Below are 17,355 nucleotides of genomic sequence, written 5' to 3'. Positions count from 1 at the left end.
CAGATCAGAGTGCGTCGAGGCCGCGTTCGCCGGTACGCACCCGGACGACCTCTTCGACACCGGTGACCCAGACCTTGCCGTCACCGATCTTGCCCGTGCGGGCTGCCCCGACGATGGCGTCCACCACCTTGTCCACGTCGATCTCGTCGGTGAGCACCTCCACCCGAATCTTGGGCAGGAACTCGACCGTGTACTCGGCACCCCGGTAGACCTCGGTGTGCCCCTTCTGCCGCCCGTACCCCTGAACCTCGCTGACGGTCAGCCCGGCCACCCCGAGGGCGTGCAGGGCCTCCTTCACCGCGTCCAGCTGGTACGGCTTGATGACCGCGGTCACCAGCTTCATGTCCAACCCCTCCATCCCAGGAACGTTAACCGGCGACCTTTTCGCTTACCGGCTCGGCGGGCTCCGCCTCCGACTTCGCGCCACTCGTCGTGCCGCCACCGGGGGTGCCGATGCCGGCCATCGCGAACGCGCTGCCCGTGCCGCCACCGGCCGGGGACAGGTCGTAGCTGCTCTCGGCGTGCTCGCCGATGTCGATGCCCTCGACCTCGGCCTCGGCCTTCACCCGGAACCCGATCGTCTTCTCGATGACGAAGGCGAGCACCCAGGCGATGCCGAACGACCAGGCGGTGACGATCAGACCGGCGAGGGCCTGCCGTCCGAGCTGGGTGACGCCGCCGCCGTAGAAGAGACCGTCGGAGGCGCCCACCACGTCGGTGATCGCGGCGTTCACCGAGTTGGTGGCGAAGAGACCGAGCCAGAGCGAGCCGATCCAACCACCGACGAAGTGCACGCCCACCACGTCGAGGGAGTCGTCGTAGCCGAGCCTGTACTTGAGGCTGACGGCGAGCGCGCACACGACACCGGCGACGATGCCGAGCAGGACGGACGCCCACGGGGCGATGAAGCCGCAGGCCGGGGTGATGGCGACCAGACCCGCGACGGCGCCGGACGAGGCACCGACCATCGTCGGCTTACGGTCCTTGACCCACTCGACAGCGATCCAGCCGAGCACCGCAGCCGCCGTGGCGAGCTGGGTGTTGATGAAGGCGAGGCCGGCGACCGAGTCGACTGTCAACTCCGAACCGGCGTTGAACCCGAACCAGCCGAACCACAGCAGACCCGCACCGAGCGCGACAAGCGGGATGTTGTGCGGCTTCATGCCCTCGCGCGGCCAACCGAGCCGCTTACCGAGCACCAGCGCCACGGCCAGGGCCGCCGCACCGGCGTTGATGTGCACAGCGGTGCCACCGGCGAAGTCCAGCGCGTGGATGTCGCCGCCGATGATGCCGCCGCCCCACACCCAGTGCGCGACCGGGAAGTAGACGAGCGTGGCCCAGCCGAAGGCGAACAGCAGCCAGCCGGCGAACTTGGCCCGGTCGGCGATGGCACCACTGATCAGCGCGACGGTGATCACCGCGAAGACCATCTGGAAGGCCATGAACACGTAGAGCGGGATCCCGATGCCGCTGGGGTTCTCCGCCGTGGCACCCCACAGGTCGCTCTCGGCGAGGAAGGTCTTGGTGCCGAGGTACGCGCCCGGGTCACCCCAGAAGCCGTTCACGTCGGTCCCGAAGGCGACGCTGAAACCGTAGAACCACCACAGAATAGAGATGAGCCCGATAGCCGAGAAGCTCATCATCATCATGTTGAGTACGCCCTTGGCCCGGTTGAGGCCGCCGTAGAACAGCGCCAAGCCGGGGGTCATGAGCAGCACGAGCGCGGTCGAAACCAGCAGCCACGTGGTATTGGCGCCGTCGATCGTCGGTGCTTCAGGCACGCTGGCCTCCTAAAGGTGAAGTCCTCCTTCGCGGCTTTCCGGGGCAGCGTCGCCCGTAGGCCGGTTGCGCGGAAGCTTCGCGGCCGGCTGTTTCACCCACGGTCCCGTGCGGGTTTCCGGTTCGTGACGGGTTGTTTCGTACGTGTCACGAAGTCCGCACAGTCAGCAGCATGGACAATGGTGGATCGTTCGGACGGCGGACGTCGATGGCTGACCGGCCAGACCCATCGACCGGTCCGCTTGACGGGACCGGCCGAGCATCGACTCCTCGGCGCTCAGCGGAGGGCGTTCTCCAGGGCGTGCCGCTCGTAGTCGAGCAGCCGCAGATCCCGCATCGGCCGGCGCAGGTGGCCCTTGTGCACGATCCGGACGAACGCCGGCTCACCGGCGGCGGCCATCCGGCGGATCCCCTCGACGTGGTCCACGATCCGTTTGCGGATGGTCCGGATCAGCCGATGCCGGTCGCGCGGGATCAACCCGTACGCGTCGGCGAAGAGCCGGAGCCGGCGCGGCCGGTCCGGGTGCTTCCAACCCAGCGTGATCGAGTCCCGGTCCGCGAAGATCGGCACCCAGGTCCAGGCCGCGTACGCCACGTCGTAGATCCGCGCCCCGGGCGAGGCGAGATCGAAGTCGATAAGCCCAAGGGTGCCGTCCGGCCGCCAGATCACGTTGTGCGGCGCGGCGTCGTGGTGGCAGATCACCTCGGTGTCCGGTGGTGGGGGCCCGAACGAGCGCCAGACCGCCTGCGGCGGCGGGGTGAACCCGTACTGCGCGTCGTGGAACATCCGCAGCATGGTGGCGACTGTGACAAGCGCCTCGTCGGTCACCCAGTGCGGGGCGAGCGGGTATTCGCCGCACTCCCCCTCCAGGTACGACAGCACCTCACGGTTGCGCTCATCCATCCCGAGCGCCCGGGGCGCGCCGGTGAAACCCACGTACTCCAGGTGTCGCAGCAGGGCGTGCACGGACGGGGTCCACGGCCCGGCGTTGCGGCGGACCGTGTCACCGACGCGGACGACGGTGCTCACGTTGCCGCCGTGCAGCGGGATCTCCTGCGAAGTCACGTACGGTCTCCCGAGGCGCTGCGAGGGGTGGCCGGGCTCGCGCCAGCCCGCGTACGCGCGATCGTCGGTGGTCACCCGAGACTACGCGTCCCGTCCGGTGGCCTCGGTCCCCAGCAACGCGTCGACGAACTGCGCCGGGTCGAACGGGGCCAGGTCGTCCTTGCCTTCGCCGAGGCCGACCAGCTTCACGGGGATGCCGAGCTTGCGTTGCACGGCGATCACGATGCCACCCTTGGCGGTCCCGTCGAGCTTGGTCAGCACCACCCCTGTCACGTTCACCACCTCGGTGAAGACCCGGGCCTGCTCCAGGCCGTTCTGGCCGGTCGTGGCGTCCAGGATGAGCAGTGTCTCGTCGATCGGGCCCTGCTTCTCCACCACGCGCTTGACCTTGCCCAGCTCGTCCATCAGGCCGACCTTGTTCTGCAGGCGGCCGGCGGTGTCGATGAGCACGGTGTCCACGCCGGTCTCGATGCCGCGCTTGACCGCGTCGAAGGCGACGCTGGCCGGGTCGGCGGCCTCGGGCCCCCGGACGGTCTCCGCGCCGACGCGCGAGCCCCAGGTCTCGAGCTGGTCGGCGGCGGCGGCCCGGAAGGTGTCCGCGGCGCCGAGCAGCACGCTCCGGCCGTCGGCCACCAGCACCCGGGCGATCTTGCCGCAGGTGGTGGTCTTGCCGGCGCCGTTGACGCCGACGACCAGGACCACGGCCGGCACGCCGTCCTTCGGGGTGGTCCGCAGCGACCGGTCCAGGCTCGGGTCGAGCGCGTTCACCAGTTCGGCGGCGAGCAGCGCCCGCAGCTCGGAGGCTGAGCGGGTGCCGAGCACCCGGGTGCGCTCGCGGAGCCGGTCGACGATGTCGCGGGTGGCGTCGACGCCGACGTCGGCGGTGATCAGGCTGTCCTCGATCTCCTCCCAGACGTCCTCGTCGAGGTGGTCGCGGGCGAGCAGGCCGAGCAGGCCCTTGCCGAAGACGTTCTGCGAGCGGGACAGCCGCGAGCGGAGCCGGACCAGCCGTCCGGCGGTCGGCTCGGGCACCTCCACCGGTGCGGGCGCCTCGATGACCGGCGGTGGCTCGACCAGGACGCCGGTGGACAGATCGGACTCCGGTGCCTCCACCGGCGGGCCGGCGAGATCCTCCTCGGCTCTGGTGTCGACCTCGGTGCGGGGAAGCGGGGGCTCGGGCCGCCGCCGCAGTCGCGGCACGACCAGCCCGACCGTGCCGGCGATCAACACACCGAGCAGGACCAGAGCGAGGACGAGATATTCGGCCATGCCGGAATCCTGTCAGATGGCGGCGACGGCGTCCCAGCCACCGCACCCCGACCGGTGCCCGGAGTCTCAGCCACCGCACCCGGCTGGTGCCGAGAACCGGCGGTAGGCTCGGCCGCATGCCCGCCGCCCACCTCCTCATCGGCCCCCTCCTGCGGCGAGTCGTCGACACCCGGGCGACCATCTGGGTGGAGACGGCGGCGCCCGCCGTGGTCACCGTCCGCACCGCCGACGGCGCCACCGGCACCGCGGCCACCTTCTCGGCGTACGAGCACCACTACGCGTTGGTGGTGGTGGAGGGGCTCACCCCGGACAGCGCGACCACCTACGAGGTGCTCGTCGACGACGAGGTGGTCTGGCCGGTGCCGAGCAGCGGCTTCCCGCCGAGCGTGATCCGCACCCGGGCCACCGACGACCGGGACCAGCCGGTCAGTCTGATCTTCGGCTCGTGCCGGGAGACCACCCAGCACGCCACCACCCGGAAGCTGCCGCCGGACGCGCTTGACGCGTACGCCCGGCGGTTGATGGCCGACCCGGAGTCGAACCCGCTGCCCGACCTGCTGGTGCTGCTCGGTGACCAGGTCTACGCCGATGTCACCTCGCCCACGGTGCGCCGGCTGCTGCGTCGGCGGCGGCGGCGGCCGAAGGGCGCCCCGGCCGACCAGGTGGTGAGCTTCGACGAGTACACCAAGCTCTACCTGGAGTCCTGGCGCGATCCGGAGATCCGTTGGCTGCTCTCCACCGTGCCGAGTGTGATGATCTTCGACGACCACGAGATCATCGACGACTGGAACACCTCGGCGGCCTGGCGCGCGGAGGTGCGCGAGCAGCCATGGTGGCAGGAGCGGATCGGCAGCGGGCTCGCCTCGTACTGGGTCTACCAGCACCTGGGCAACCTGTCCCCGGAGGAGATCGCCGCCGACCCGGTCTTCGCCAAGGTCGCCGCCGCCGAGGACGCCACGGGTGTGCTGCGCGAGTTCGGGCACCGGGTCGACCAGGAGTCGGACCTGGCGCACGACACCGAGCGGTGGCGCGCGGTGCAGTACCAGTGGAGTTACGCACTGGATCTGGGCCGGACCCGGTTGGTCATGCTCGACAACAGGTGCAGCCGGGTGCTCGACCCGGGCAGCCGGGCCATGCTGCCACCGGGCGAGTGGTCCTGGTTCCTCGACCAGGCGCACGGGATCTACGACCACCTGGTGGTCGGCGCGTCGCTGCCCTGGCTGCTCCCGCAGGGCATCCATCACATCGAGGCGTGGAACGAGAAACTGGCGGACTCACGCCGACCGTGGGTGGCGCGCGGGGCGGAGAAGCTGCGCCGCGCTCTTGACCTGGAGCACTGGGCGGCGTTCCGGCGCTCGTTCGAGGCACTCGCGGAGACCTTCGCCCGGATCGGCACCGGCACTCCGCGGCAGTCCGGCGCGCGGGTCGGCGCCGGTCCGGCGTACGCCCCTCCGGCGTCGATCAGCGTGCTGTCCGGGGATGTGCACCACTCGTACGTGGCTCGGGCCCGGTTCCTCGACCCGGCGGTGGTCACGCCCGTGCACCAGCTCACCTGCTCGCCGATCCACAACCAGGTGCCGGCCGGCATCCGTCCGCTGATGCGGTTGGGCTGGTCGTCGGGCCCGGCGGGGGCGACCCGGGCGTTGGCCCGTTCGGCGGGCGTACGGCGGCCGGGTGTGCGCTGGCGCAAGCTCGCGGGTCCCTACTTCGGCAACGCGGTCGCCACCCTGACCCATCAGGGGCGTGGGGCGGACGTGGTCATCGAGGGCACCACGAAGGACGGGCACCTACGCCCCGTGATGCGGCGTCGACTCTCCGGCGGCGGGGAGCCGACCGCGCCGTAGTCTCTACGCCGTGGACGAGCACCTGCCGGAGCCGATCCGGGCGGTTGAGCACGAGTTGACCGCTCTGCTGCGTCGTGGGCGGGCGGTTTCCTGGGAGATCGCCCGGGAGGTACACCCGAATCTGGAACCGAACACCTACGGGCTGCTGCTCTGGTTGCGGCGCAGTGGGTCGATCCGGTTGACCGAGTTGGCGTCGCGGCTCGGTGTGGGCAAGGGCACGCTGAGCCGGCAGATCAACGCGCTGGAAGCCCTCGGGCTGGTCCATCGCGACCCCGATCCGAGCGACCGGCGGGCCGCGCAGATCCGCCTCACCGAGGAGGGCCAGCGCCGGTTCGACGTCGCTCGTGCGGCCCGGTTGGGCGAGTTCCTGCGCGCGCTTGACGGCTGGCCGAGCCGGGACGTCGAGGAGTTCGCCAGGCTGCTCGGCCGGTTCAACGACTCCTGGCAGTAGCGTCCCACTGCGGGGAATAGAGCGTCAATCCGCCAAGTTGTTGCTTCAGGCAACCAAGGCATACGGTTGCTTCAGGCAACTCTCAGGCGGCCCGTACGCACCACCAGCCGCCGCTCCACCTCAACTCCGCTCGGAGGCAACAACGATGAGCCAGGCGACAGTGCCCAGCCCGGCGACCGCCGTCACCATGACCCACCGGCAGATCCTGGAGGCGCTCTCCGGCCTGCTGCTCGGCCTGTTCGTCGCGATCCTCTCGTCCACGGTCATCTCGAACGCGCTGCCGCGGATCATCACCGAACTGCACGGCGGCCAGTCCGCGTACACCTGGGTGGTCACCTCGGCCCTGCTCGCGACCACCGCGACCACCCCGATCTGGGGCAAGCTCGCCGACCTGACCAGCAAGAAGACCCTCGTTCAGCTCGCCCTGGGCATCTACGTGCTGGGCTCGGTGCTGGCCGGTCTCGCGCAGGGCACCGGAGAGCTGATCGCCTGCCGCGTGCTCCAGGGCGTCGGCGCCGGCGGCCTGACCGCGCTGGCCCAGGTGATCATGGCCACGATGATCGCGCCGCGCGAGCGGGGCCGCTACAGCGGCTACCTCGGTGCCGTGATGGCCGTCGGCACCATCGGTGGCCCGCTGATCGGCGGCGTGATCGTCGACACCTCCTGGCTCGGCTGGCGCTGGTGCTTCTACGTCGGCGTGCCGTTCGCCATCGTCGCCCTGATCGTGCTCCAGAAGACCCTGCACCTGCCGGTGGTCAAGCGGAAGGCGCAGATCGACTGGTGGGGCGCCACCCTGATCACCGCGGCCGTCTCGGTCCTGCTGATCTGGGTCTCCCTCGCCGGTGACCAGTTCGCCTGGGCCTCCTGGCAGACCGCCGTCATGGTCGTCGGCGCGCTGCTCCTCGGTGCCCTCGCCATCCGGGTGGAGACCCGGGCCGCCGAGCCGATGATCCCGCCGCGGCTGTTCCGCAACCGCACCATCACCCTCGCCGTCGTGGCCAGCATCGCGGTCGGTGTCGGCATGTTCGGCGCGTCGATCTTCCTCGGCCAGTACTTCCAGATCAGCCGCGGGCAGAGCCCCACCATGTCCGGCCTGATGACCCTGCCGATGATCCTCGGCCTGCTCGTCGCCTCCACGGTCATCGGACGGGTCATCACCAAGACCGGCCGCTGGAAGCGGTACCTGGTGATCGGGTCGGCGCTGCTCACCATCGGCTTCGCGCTGATGGGCACGCTCCGCGCGGACACCAACTTCACACTGCTCAGCGTCTACATGCTGCTGATCGGCGTCGGCCTGGGCATGACCATGCAGAACCTGGTCCTCGCCGTGCAGAACACCGTCGGCCCGCACGAACTCGGCGCGGCCAGCTCGGTGGTGGCGTTCTTCCGCAGCCTGGGTGGCGCGATCGGCGTCTCCGCCCTCGGCGCGGTGCTCGCCCACAAGGTCAAGGACTACACCGCCGACGGGCTGGCTCAGCTCGGTATCCCCGCCTCCAGCTCCGGTGGCGGTGGCACCCTGCCCGACGTGCACACGCTGCCCGGCCCGCTGCGGGCGGTGGTGGAGAGCGCGTACGGCCACGGCGCCGGTGACATCTTCCTGACCGCCGCCCCCTTCGCGCTGGTCGCACTGATCGCGGTGGCCTTCATCAAGGAGGTGCCGCTGCGCCAGCACAACGGCAACCCGGTTTCCGACGAGGTCGAGCGGGAATCGACAGTCGCAGCCGGCGCGGGCGCGGCAGTGATCCGCACCGGCGACCAGAGGTGAGGTAGGACGATGGGCGTGGGAGCACCGGACCGCGAGGACTACGGCCCCAGGACCCGCCCGCTGCCCTTCGAACGGGGCACGGACGGCCCTCGGGTGATCATGGTGGGCGTGGACGGCACCCGCACCTCCGAGCGGGCCGGTGCCTACGCCGCAGGCCTGGCCCGCCGGCAGGGCGCCGCCCTGGTGGTGGTCTTCGTCAGCTCGGCGAGCGGCCTGACCGCGCTGGTGCCCGGCATGGACGCCGGCGCGGTCCAGCGCACCCACGACGAGTTGGCCGACGAGCTGCGCCGGGAGTGCCGGCGCGGGGCCGAGCAGTGGGGCATCCCGGTGACCTTCCTGTTCCGGCGCGGCGACGCGTACGGCGAGTTGTGCGCGGCGGCCGACGAGTTCCAGGCCGACATGGTGGTGGTGGGCACCTCCGAGCAGGCCGGGCACCGGCTGATCGGCTCGGTCGCCACCCGCCTGGTCCGTACCGGCCACTGGCCCGTCGTCGTGGTGCCCTGAAATCCTGTCGCGAGTGTCGTACCCGAGCGCCAGGATGGCCCGATGACGACATGGACGGCACCGGAGATCGACCGCACCCACGAGCCCCTCGTCGGTGACGAGCGCACCATGCTGGAGGGCTGGCTCGACTACCACCGCGACACCCTGCTGCACAAGTGCGCCGGCCTGACCGCCGAGCAGCTGCGCACGGCGAGTGTCGAGCCGTCCGGCTTGAGCCTGCTCGGGTTGGTCCTGCACATGACCGCCGTCGAGCGGTCCTGGTTCCGCCAGCGTTTCACCGGCCAGGACCTGCCCGACCTCTACGACTTCGACACCGACAACGACGCCGACTTCCACGCCGCGACCGACGCCGACCCGGAGGCCGCCTTCGCCGCCTTCCGCGCCGAGGTCGACGCGGCCCGGGCGGCGACCGCCGGTCGGTCACTTGACGAGACGTTCACGCTGACCCGCAGCGACGGCACCCGCACCTTCAACCTGCGCTGGGCGTACGTGCACATGATCGAGGAGTACGCCCGGCACAACGGGCACGCCGACCTGATCCGGGAACGCATCGACGGCGTCACCGGCGACTAACCCAACTGATAATCCTTCGCGATCTGTCCGGGGCGCCAGGCAGGATGCGCGGCATGACCTGGATCGCACCGGAGATCACCCGGACCCCCGAACCGTACGTCGGCGACGAGCGCACCATGCTCGACGGCTGGCTCGACTACCACCGGCAGACGCTGCTGCTCAAGTGCGCCGGCCTGACCGGGGAGCAGTTGCGCACGCCGAGCGTGCAGCCATCCGGGCTGACGCTGCTCGGTCTCGTCCGGCACCTGGCGGAGGTGGAGGCCTGGTGGTTCCGGGAGAACTTCGCCGGCGAGCCTGTCGACTACCCGTACTTCACCCCGGAGACCCCGGACGCCGACCACGACGTCAGCGCCGCCGACGCCGAGGCCGACTTCGCCACCTTCCACCGTGAGGTGGCGCTGGCCCGCGAGGCCGCCGCCGGCCACGCGCTCGACGAGACGTTCACCGAGGTCGGCGCGAAGAAGCGCACCTTCAACCTGCGCTGGGTGTACGTGCACATGATCGAGGAGTACGCCCGGCACAACGGTCACGCCGACCTGATCCGGGAACGCATCGACGGCGTCACCGGCGACTGACAGACGCTCAGTGGTCCAGGGCCGCCCGCAGGTAGCGCAGGTCGGCGTGGCCGCCCCAGCGGTGCGCCGACAGCCCGGCGGAGCGGGCACCCCGCACGGCCCAGTCCTCGTCGTCGACGAAGAGGACCCGGGCCGGCGGGGTGGCGAGCGCCTGGCAGGCGGCCTGGAAGTACTCCGGGGCCGGCTTGTGCACCCCGATGGTAGAGGAGTTGACCACCACGTCCAGCTCGCCGACCAGGCCGAGCGCGGCCAGGTCGGCGTCGAGCAGGTCGGTGGCGTTGGTGGCCAGGCCGACCGTGATCCCGGCGGCACGGACCTCCCGGACGAACGCCAGCACCTCCTGGTCGACCTCGCCCCGGTAGCTCTGCCACTGCTCGACGGCGGCGCGGGCCCGTTCCGGGCTGCCCACCGACTCGGTCAGGGCGTCCGCCACGCTGCTCATCCACTCGGCGTGGTTGACCTGGCCGGTGAGCACCGGCTGGAGCCGCCCCCACTGCATGGCGATCTCGCCGAGCACCCCCTCGGAGAGGCCGTACTCCCGCTCGACAACGGCGGCCACCGCCGGGTCCCACCGGCGCAGTACGCCGTCGAAGTCCAGCAGGAGCGCCGTCGCGCGTTCCCGAGCCACTACCCGTTCTCCTCGCCGCGGCGGTGCCGCTGGTCGTCCTCGTCGGCCCGGTTGAGCCGTTGGCTGATCACCTGGGTGACCCCGCTGCGCATCGTCACGCCGTAGAGCGCGTCGGCGATCTCCATCGTCCGCTTCTGGTGCGTGATGACGATCAGCTGACTCTTCTCCCGCAACTGTGCCAGCAACGTGATCAACCGGCCCAGGTTCACGTCGTCAAGCGCCGCTTCCACCTCGTCCATGATGTAGAACGGGCTGGGCCGGGCGCGGAAGATCGCCACCAGCATGGCCACCGCGGTCAGCGACCGTTCGCCACCGGAGAGCAGGGACAGCCGTTTGATCTTCTTACCCGGCGGGCGGGCCTCCACCTCGACGCCCGTGGTGAGCAGGTCCTCGGGGTCGGTGAGGATCAGTCGGCCCTCGCCGCCGGGGAAGAGCACTGTGAACACCTGCTCGAACTCCCGGGCGGTGTCCTCGAAGGCGCTGGCGAAGACCTCCAGGATCCGCTCGTCCACGTCCTTGACCACGGTGAGCAGGTCCCGACGGGTGGCCTTGAGGTCCTCAAGCTGCTCGGAGAGGAACTTGAAGCGCTCCTCCAGCGCGGCGAACTCCTCAAGCGCGAGCGGGTTGACCTTGCCGAGCAGGGCCAGTTCACGTTCCGCCTTGGCGGCCCGCTTCTCCTGCACCGGCCGCTCGTAGCGCACCGGCTCGGGCACCGGCAGACCGTCACGCTCGGCCGCCGCGACGTCCACCTGGGTCGGCGGAACGGGCTGAGTCGGACCGTACTCGGCGACAAGCGTCTCCACGTCCAACCCGAAGTCCTCGGCGGCCTTCGCCTCCAGTTGCTCGATGCGCAGCCGCTGCTCCGCGCGGGCCACCTCGTCGCGGTGCACCTGGCTGGTCAGCCGCTCCAGCTCAGCGCCGAGCCGCTTGGCCGCCCCGCGTACCTCCTGCAGCTCGGCCTCGCGGGCGGCGCGTTCCCGGGCGACCGCGTCGCGGTGCTCCTCGGCCGTCGCGATAGAGGTGGTGAGCCGGGTGAGCGCCTCCCGGGCGCCGCCGGCGACGGCACGGGCGATGCCCGCGCCCCGGGTGCGCGCGGCGCGCCGGGCCGCGGCGCGTTCCCGCGCGGCCCGCTCCGCGGTGGCCTGCCGGGTCAGCGAGTCGGCCCGACCGGCGATCGAGGAGACCCGCTCCTCGGCGGTACGCACCGCGAGCCGGACCTCCATCTCGTTCTGCCGGGCCTGCGGCACCATCGCGGCGAGTTGGTCCCGTTCCTCGCTGGACGGCTCGGCGTCGACCGGGGTCTCCTCGGCCAGCCGCAGCCGTTCCTCCAGCTCGGCGAGCGCGGTGAGGTCCCGCTGCCGGGCCGCCTCGGCACGGGCTCGGGACTCGCCGAGGCGGTCGGTCTCCGCCTTCGCCGAACGCGCCGCCGCGCCCAGCTCGGCCAACCGGCGGGCGGCGGCGTTGCGGTGGCTCTCCGCCTCGCGTTTCTCGGCGGCGGCGTGCTGTACGGCCTCCTTGGCGGCGGCCACCTCGGCGCGCGCCTCCACGAGTTGATCGCGTAGTTCGGCGCCACCGCGCTCGGCGGTGAGCCGGTTGCTGCGCGCCTCCTCGACGGCCGCCTGCACCTCGATGTAGCTGGGGGCCTTGGCCGACCCGCCGGCCGCCGCGTACGCCCCGACCACGTCGCCGTCGGGGGTGACCGCCCGCAGCTCGGGGTTGTTGGCGACCAGGTCGGCCGCGGCGGCGAGATCGTCGACGAGCGCCACGTCCCGCAGTGCCCGGTGCACCGCCGGACGCAGTTCGGCGCTGCACTCCACGAGGTCGGGGGCCCACCTGGCGGCATCGGGCAGCTTCGGGCGCAGCGCGTCGGCGGAGCCGGTCATGCCGGGCCCCGCCGGGCTGCCGACGAGCAGACCGGCCCGGCCGGCGTCGGAGATCTTCAACAGCCGCATCGCCTCGACGGCCTCGTCCACCCCGCTGACGGCTACCGCGTCGGCGAGACCGCCGAGCGCGGCGGCCAGCGCGGCCTCGTGGCCGGGCGCGACGGTGAGCAGCCCGGCGAGGCTGCCGAGCAGGCCGGGCACGTCGCCGGCGCGGGCGAGCAGCGCCCCGGCGCCGTCCTTGCGCCGCAGACCCAGGGCCAGCGCCTCCTCCCGGGCCTTCCAGGTGGCGGCGTCCTTCTCCGCGGTCCGTTCGGCGTCGGCAAGCGATCGCACGGTGGCCTGCGCCCGCTCCTGCACGGCAACCGCTTCGGCGTGCCGGGCGTCCAGGTCCGCGTTGTCCCGGTCGGCCTCGGTGGACTGGGCGGCCACCGCGTCCAGGTCGGCCTGTGCCTGTTCGGCGCGGCCCATCGCGTCGGCGTGCGCGACGGCGAGCCGTTCGATCTCCTCACCGGCGCTTGTGGTCCGGGCTCGGGCCGAGTTGACCTGACCGGTGAGCCGGGCCATTCCCTCGCGCCGGTCGGCGATGGCCTTGGCCGCGGCGACCAGCTCCCGCTCGGCGGCGGCGAGCTGCCGTTCCAGCTCCTGGCGGTGCTCGACCGCCTCGGCCAGCCGGATCTGGTCGTCGGTGAGCGCCGCGCGCAGCTCCTCCTCCTGCTCGCGGACGCGTTCCGCCTCGGCTTCGAGCTGGTCGGGGTCGCGGCCGGGCCGTTCGTCGTCGCCGCTGGCGCTGAGGTGCCGCAGCCGCTCCCGCGCCAACTGCTCGATCGAGCGGAAGCGTTCCTGGAGGGCGGACAGCTTGTACCAGGTGTCCTGGGCGGCGGCGAGCAGCGGAGCGTCCTCGGCGAGGGCGGCCTCCAGCTCGCCGAGCCGGCCCTGCACCTCGGCGTGCTCGCCCTCGATCTGCTCACGCCGCTCCCGCAGCGCGGTCTCGTCGGCGATCTCCCGGTCCAGGGTGGTCCGCAGGGTGGCCAGGTCGTCGGCGAGCAGGCGCAGCCGGGCGTCGCGCAGGTTGGCCTGGATGGCGGCTGCCCGGCGGGCCACCTCGGCCTGCCGGCCCAGCGGCTTGAGCTGGCGGCGCAGCTCGGCGGTGAGGTCGGTGAGGCGGTTCAGGTTGGTCTGCATCGCGTCGAGCTTGCGCAGCGCCTTTTCCTTGCGCTTGCGGTGCTTGAGGACGCCGGCCGCCTCCTCGATGAACGAGCGGCGGTCCTCCGGCTTGGCGTGCAGCATGCCGTCGAGGCGGCCCTGCCCGACGATGATGTGCATCTCCCGGCCGATGCCCGAGTCGGACAGCAGCTCCTGGATGTCGAGCAGTCGGCAGGTGTTGCCGTTGATCTCGTACTCGCTCTCGCCGGAGCGGAACATCCGGCGGGTGATGGAGACCTCGGTGTATTCGATGGGCAGCGCGCCGTCGGTGTTGTCGATGGTGAGGGTGACCTCGGCACGGCCCAGCGGCGCGCGGCCGGCGGTGCCGGCGAAGATGACGTCCTCCATCTTGCCGCCGCGCAGCGCCTTGGCGCCCTGCTCGCCGAGCACCCAGGCGATGGCGTCGACGACGTTGGACTTGCCGGAGCCGTTCGGGCCCACCACGCAGGTGATCCCGGGCTCCAGCTTCAACGTCGTGGCGGAGGCGAAGGATTTGAAGCCCTTCACCGTCAGGCTCTTGAGATACACCTTCTCGATCCTCGTCCGGTGGCCGCCGTACCGTCGCCGGCTGTGGGGACCTGGGTGAACTCGCAGACTAACCCGGTGGTGGGAGCGGGCGGGCACGCGACCCGCCCCGGGCCGCGTGCGGCGCGAGGCCGAGACGCGAGCGTGCCGTTGTTCTGGCGATCACGACAGGGACGAGAGCCGTTCATGATCGGCTTATCGCTCGGCGTGCTATTCGCATACGGGGCACGCGGTAACGGCGGAACCGACCGCAAGATCATAAATCGTCGGCAGCGAAAGGGCGCGGACAGCGTTGCGCGCCGGCACAGAGGTGTCGGCGCGCATTTTGCGAGAGTGCGATTCAGTTTTGCGACACGAAGATCAGGTCAACGCCGGCTCGGCCAGACGGAGCAGATCGTCTGCCTCCGCGGCGGCCGCAGCAAGCCGATCATTGTCGGCACGCAACCGGGTGATCTCGAACTCCAGTGCCTGAACCCTGGAACGCAGTCGGGTGACCTCGTCGAGCAGACGCCGGTCGGGCGCTGCACCTACGTGGCCGTAGAGGGCCTTCGCCATGCTGACTCCTTGATATGCGCTGCCGGAAAGGCCGGACCAACGCGCGCCCATTTGTACGCGGCTGTCATTCCAGGCTGTATCTGGGCATGACCGGGCGCGACTGGCGACACCTATATATTGAGCCGCAAACCCCTCCTTCGTCAAGTTCTCGCAGGCCGTAGATCATCTCTACGTCGACCTGTCCACTTGTCGGGGGGCTGCCGCAATGGCACGGACACGCTCTGTCCGGACACCTTTACTGTACGCCCGGATCCGCGGAATTCCGCACCCTGGCGTCCGAGTTCCCCTTAACTCTTCCTTAGCCACGTTGCCGCAGGTCGCGGGCGCGCCGTAGCGTCACCCCGGCCCGCAACCGACCCGTGGAGGCATAGGCGTGTACGGCTGGACCGACCCGATGGACCCGAACGGCGCCTCCCGGCGCGCCGACCGGCAGACCGACGAGCCGACCTGGCTGCACGACCGTCCGGAGCCCCGCTCGGCCTACCTGTTCGGTGACGACCCGGACCAGCCCGGCGACGAGTGGCACCGGGAGCAGCCCACAACCGGCTGGCAGTCGACCCCGGAGACCCCCGACGGGCCGGCCGGCGCTCACCCCGCCGCCTGGCCGGACCACCGCCCGGAGCACGAGCCGACCGAGGGCTGGCACGACAGCAGCCCCGCCGGGACGACCACCGAGGGCTGGCACGACAGCACTGCTGGGCCGACGAGCGACGGCTGGCGCGGCAGCAGCCCCGCCGGGACGACGGGTGACGGCTGGCACGGCAGCAGCCCCGCCGGGACGACGAGTGACGGCTGGCACGCCGACGCCGGCCCGGAGACGACAGGTGGTTGGCGGCCCGACGCCGGCCCGGGGCCGACCGATGACTGGTCCGCCGGTGCCAGCCGGCCCGGCGAGGGGCGACACCGCTCCCCCCGCCGCTGGCGACGGCCGCTGATGATCGGTGGCGCCGCCGCGGCGGCCACCCTCGTGGTGAGCCTCGGCGTCGGCGCGCTCGGACTACCCGGCGGTGACGACGGGGCCAGCCAGCCGACGGCCGTCGACGACACCTTCGCCGCGTCCGCGGCACCGACCGAGGAGCCGACCCTCGACACCCTCGCCGCGCCGTCCCCGACAAGCACGCCCACCCCGACCCGGCCGAGCCCGACACCGAGCAGAGCCGTCAAGCCCACACCGGAGGCGTCGCGTACCACCGCCGCGTCCCGGCGCGGAACGCCGCGCACAAGCGCGCCGAGCACGAGCAACGGTTCCAGCGGTTCCAGCGGCTCCAGCGGCACTGGCACCGTCAGCGCCCAGGCCCGTGAGGTGGTGGACCTGGTCAACGCCGAGCGGGCCAAGGCCGGCTGCGCGGCGCTGAGCATCGACGACAAGCTGATGACCGCCGCCCAGAAGCACAGCCAGGACCAGGCCGACCACAAGAACATGTCGCACACCGGCAGCGACGGCAGCAACGCCGGCGTCCGGCTGGACCGGGTCGGCTACGCCTGGCGCACGTACGGCGAGAACGTGGCCTGGAACCAGCAGACCCCGGCCGCGGTGATGGACGCCTGGATGAACAGCTCCGGTCACCGGGCCAACATCCTGAACTGCGCGTTCACCGAGATCGGCGTCGGAATCGCCAGCAGCAACGGGCCGTACTGGACCCAGGTCTTCGCGGCGCCGCGCTGACCGCGCGTCGTTCGCGCCCCCGCGCTCGTTTGACCCGGTGAGGTACGCCGGGCCGGAGCGTGGGGGCGGCGTACCGGTGAGGACGGCGACGGGCCGTCCGGGACCCGGGAGCTGCCGATGCGGATCCGGCCGCGGCGACGCGTCGCCGTACGCCCACTGCGCCGCGTCCTGTCGGCCGGTGTCGCACTCGTCCTGGTGATGCCGGCGTACGGATGCCGACCCGAGCTGACCCCGCCCGGCGCACCCACCCAGTGGCCGGCCGCGCAGGCCCGCCTGTGGCAGTGGCAGTGGCAGCTCAGTGGCCCGCTCGACCCGGCGGTGGAAGCGGACGTCTTCCTGCTCGATCCGGTGGACACCACCGCCGCGCAGACCGCCGAGCTGCGGTCCCGGGACCGCCGGCTGATCTGCCAGGTGCACGTCGGCTCGGTCCGCTCCGCCGACCCGGACGCCAGCCGGTTGCCGAACGCCGTGCAGGGCGCGGCAGCCCGTCGACCGGACAGCCGTTGGCTGGACGTCCGTAGCTGGGACGCGCTGGAGCCCGTGCTGGCCGACCGGTTCCGGCTGTGCCGGGGCAAGGGCTTCGGGGCGGTGGCGTTCGCCGACGCCGACGGGTACGCGTCCCGCACCGGCTTCCCACTCGACTTCGACGACCAACTGCTGTTCAACCGCCGACTCGCCGAGCTGGCCCGCGCGCTGAGCCTCTCCCCCGGGCTGGTCAACGACGTGCCGCAGCTCGCCGCGCTGGCCCCGGACTTCGACTTCGCGGTAAACGAGGAGTGTGTCCGGCTGGGCCAGTGCGCCAAGCTGTTGCCGTTCGTCGACGCGGGCAAGCCGGTCTTCCACGTGGAGTACGCCGCCTCGACCGACGACTTCTGTGTCACCACCGTCGGCTACGGCTTCGCCTCGATCCGGAAGGACCGCAACCTGGATGCGTGGCGGGAAGCCTGCCCACTGCCCTGAGACGGCGGTGGCCGTGGAGTTGTCCGGACGCTTGACCCACTCCTGATCACGGCGGATCGGTAGCTGCCAGCAGACATCCGGCTTGTATTCCAACGGGTGCACCCCGTCG

15 protein-coding genes are annotated in these 17,355 nt (G+C 71.5%); 8 read left to right on the top strand and 7 right to left on the bottom strand.

Annotated features, from left to right (window positions below; genetic code table 11):
• Positions 1-4: 4 nt before the first annotated feature.
• The 4 genes from AB0F61_RS00075 to ftsY all read right to left on the bottom strand — a co-directional run bounded on the left by AB0F61_RS00075 (position 5) and on the right by ftsY (position 4,114).
• On the bottom strand, positions 5-343 hold the full coding sequence (locus AB0F61_RS00075; protein ID WP_172862163.1) for a P-II family nitrogen regulator: 339 nt from the start codon (positions 341-343) through the stop codon (positions 5-7).
• A gap of 25 nt (positions 344-368) precedes the next feature.
• Positions 369-1,781, bottom strand: coding sequence for an ammonium transporter (locus AB0F61_RS00070; RefSeq protein ID WP_357801501.1), 1,413 nt, complete (start codon positions 1,779-1,781; stop codon positions 369-371).
• Between the two features lie 275 nt (positions 1,782-2,056).
• On the bottom strand, positions 2,057-2,920 hold the full coding sequence (locus AB0F61_RS00065) for an aminoglycoside phosphotransferase family protein (protein ID WP_357077819.1): 864 nt from the start codon (positions 2,918-2,920) through the stop codon (positions 2,057-2,059).
• 6 nt (positions 2,921-2,926) lie between these two features.
• Entirely contained in the window at positions 2,927-4,114 is a 1,188-nt protein-coding gene (ftsY, locus tag AB0F61_RS00060; protein ID WP_357801500.1) for a signal recognition particle-docking protein FtsY, read from the bottom strand.
• Positions 4,115-4,230: 116 nt separating this feature from the next.
• On the opposite strand from ftsY, the gene AB0F61_RS00055 reads away from it, so the two are divergent.
• The 6 genes from AB0F61_RS00055 to AB0F61_RS00030 all read left to right on the top strand — a co-directional run bounded on the left by AB0F61_RS00055 (position 4,231) and on the right by AB0F61_RS00030 (position 9,826).
• Positions 4,231-5,958 (top strand): alkaline phosphatase D family protein, encoded by a 1,728-nt coding sequence (locus tag AB0F61_RS00055; protein WP_357801498.1) that lies wholly within the window; start codon positions 4,231-4,233, stop codon positions 5,956-5,958.
• A gap of 10 nt (positions 5,959-5,968) precedes the next feature.
• The gene (locus tag AB0F61_RS00050) at positions 5,969-6,409 is read left to right on the top strand and encodes a MarR family transcriptional regulator (protein ID WP_357250448.1); all 441 of its coding nucleotides are present in this window, start codon (positions 5,969-5,971) and stop codon (positions 6,407-6,409) included.
• 145 nt (positions 6,410-6,554) lie between these two features.
• Positions 6,555-8,174 carry an MDR family MFS transporter gene (locus AB0F61_RS00045; protein ID WP_357801497.1) on the top strand — a complete coding sequence of 540 codons (1,620 nt, stop codon included), beginning with the start codon at positions 6,555-6,557 and terminating at the stop codon, positions 8,172-8,174.
• A gap of 9 nt (positions 8,175-8,183) precedes the next feature.
• Complete coding sequence (locus AB0F61_RS00040; protein ID WP_357801495.1) at positions 8,184-8,678, top strand: universal stress protein; 495 nt, start codon at positions 8,184-8,186, stop codon at positions 8,676-8,678.
• Between the two features lie 42 nt (positions 8,679-8,720).
• Entirely contained in the window at positions 8,721-9,251 is a 531-nt protein-coding gene (locus AB0F61_RS00035) for a DinB family protein (protein ID WP_357801493.1), read from the top strand.
• 53 nt (positions 9,252-9,304) lie between these two features.
• Positions 9,305-9,826 carry a DinB family protein gene (locus AB0F61_RS00030; RefSeq protein ID WP_357801491.1) on the top strand — a complete coding sequence of 174 codons (522 nt, stop codon included), beginning with the start codon at positions 9,305-9,307 and terminating at the stop codon, positions 9,824-9,826.
• A gap of 7 nt (positions 9,827-9,833) precedes the next feature.
• Here AB0F61_RS00030 and AB0F61_RS00025 read toward each other — a convergent pair whose 3' ends face one another.
• The 3 genes from AB0F61_RS00025 to AB0F61_RS00015 form a co-directional block, all read right to left on the bottom strand.
• The gene (locus AB0F61_RS00025) at positions 9,834-10,454 is read right to left on the bottom strand and encodes an HAD-IA family hydrolase (RefSeq protein WP_357801489.1); all 621 of its coding nucleotides are present in this window, start codon (positions 10,452-10,454) and stop codon (positions 9,834-9,836) included.
• Positions 10,454-14,068: a chromosome segregation protein SMC gene (smc, locus tag AB0F61_RS00020; protein ID WP_357801487.1), complete on the bottom strand. Its 3,615-nt coding sequence runs from the start codon at positions 14,066-14,068 to the stop codon at positions 10,454-10,456. The genes AB0F61_RS00025 and smc overlap by 1 nt, the downstream gene beginning before the upstream one ends.
• Before the next feature lie 357 nt (positions 14,069-14,425).
• Positions 14,426-14,620 carry a hypothetical protein gene (locus AB0F61_RS00015; protein ID WP_030487463.1) on the bottom strand — a complete coding sequence of 65 codons (195 nt, stop codon included), beginning with the start codon at positions 14,618-14,620 and terminating at the stop codon, positions 14,426-14,428.
• A 373-nt stretch (positions 14,621-14,993) separates the two neighbouring features.
• Here AB0F61_RS00015 and AB0F61_RS00010 point away from each other — a divergent pair, with 373 nt between their 5' ends.
• Complete coding sequence (locus AB0F61_RS00010) at positions 14,994-16,286, top strand: CAP domain-containing protein (RefSeq protein ID WP_357801486.1); 1,293 nt, start codon at positions 14,994-14,996, stop codon at positions 16,284-16,286.
• A 117-nt stretch (positions 16,287-16,403) separates the two neighbouring features.
• Positions 16,404-17,246 carry an endo alpha-1,4 polygalactosaminidase gene (locus tag AB0F61_RS00005; protein WP_357801485.1) on the top strand — a complete coding sequence of 281 codons (843 nt, stop codon included), beginning with the start codon at positions 16,404-16,406 and terminating at the stop codon, positions 17,244-17,246.
• The last annotated feature ends 109 nt before the right edge of the window (positions 17,247-17,355 follow it).

The organism is Micromonospora sp. NPDC023888 (genome assembly GCF_040639415.1).
In the GTDB taxonomy this organism is placed as follows: Bacteria; Actinomycetota; Actinomycetes; order Mycobacteriales; family Micromonosporaceae; genus Micromonospora.
This window is presented reverse-complemented; position numbering and strand designations above follow the sequence as displayed.

Coding starts and splice junctions, on each gene's coding strand:
- AB0F61_RS00075 (WP_172862163.1), bottom strand. CDS start 343: ATGAAGCTGGTGACCGCGGTCATCAAGCCGTACCAGCTGGACGCGGTG.
- ftsY (WP_357801500.1), bottom strand. CDS start 4,114: ATGGCCGAATATCTCGTCCTCGCTCTGGTCCTGCTCGGTGTGTTGATC.
- AB0F61_RS00055 (WP_357801498.1), top strand. CDS start 4,231: ATGCCCGCCGCCCACCTCCTCATCGGCCCCCTCCTGCGGCGAGTCGTC.
- AB0F61_RS00045 (WP_357801497.1), top strand. CDS start 6,555: ATGAGCCAGGCGACAGTGCCCAGCCCGGCGACCGCCGTCACCATGACC.
- AB0F61_RS00040 (WP_357801495.1), top strand. CDS start 8,184: ATGGGCGTGGGAGCACCGGACCGCGAGGACTACGGCCCCAGGACCCGC.
- AB0F61_RS00035 (WP_357801493.1), top strand. CDS start 8,721: ATGACGACATGGACGGCACCGGAGATCGACCGCACCCACGAGCCCCTC.
- AB0F61_RS00030 (WP_357801491.1), top strand. CDS start 9,305: ATGACCTGGATCGCACCGGAGATCACCCGGACCCCCGAACCGTACGTC.
- AB0F61_RS00015 (WP_030487463.1), bottom strand. CDS start 14,620: ATGGCGAAGGCCCTCTACGGCCACGTAGGTGCAGCGCCCGACCGGCGT.
- AB0F61_RS00005 (WP_357801485.1), top strand. CDS start 16,404: ATGCGGATCCGGCCGCGGCGACGCGTCGCCGTACGCCCACTGCGCCGC.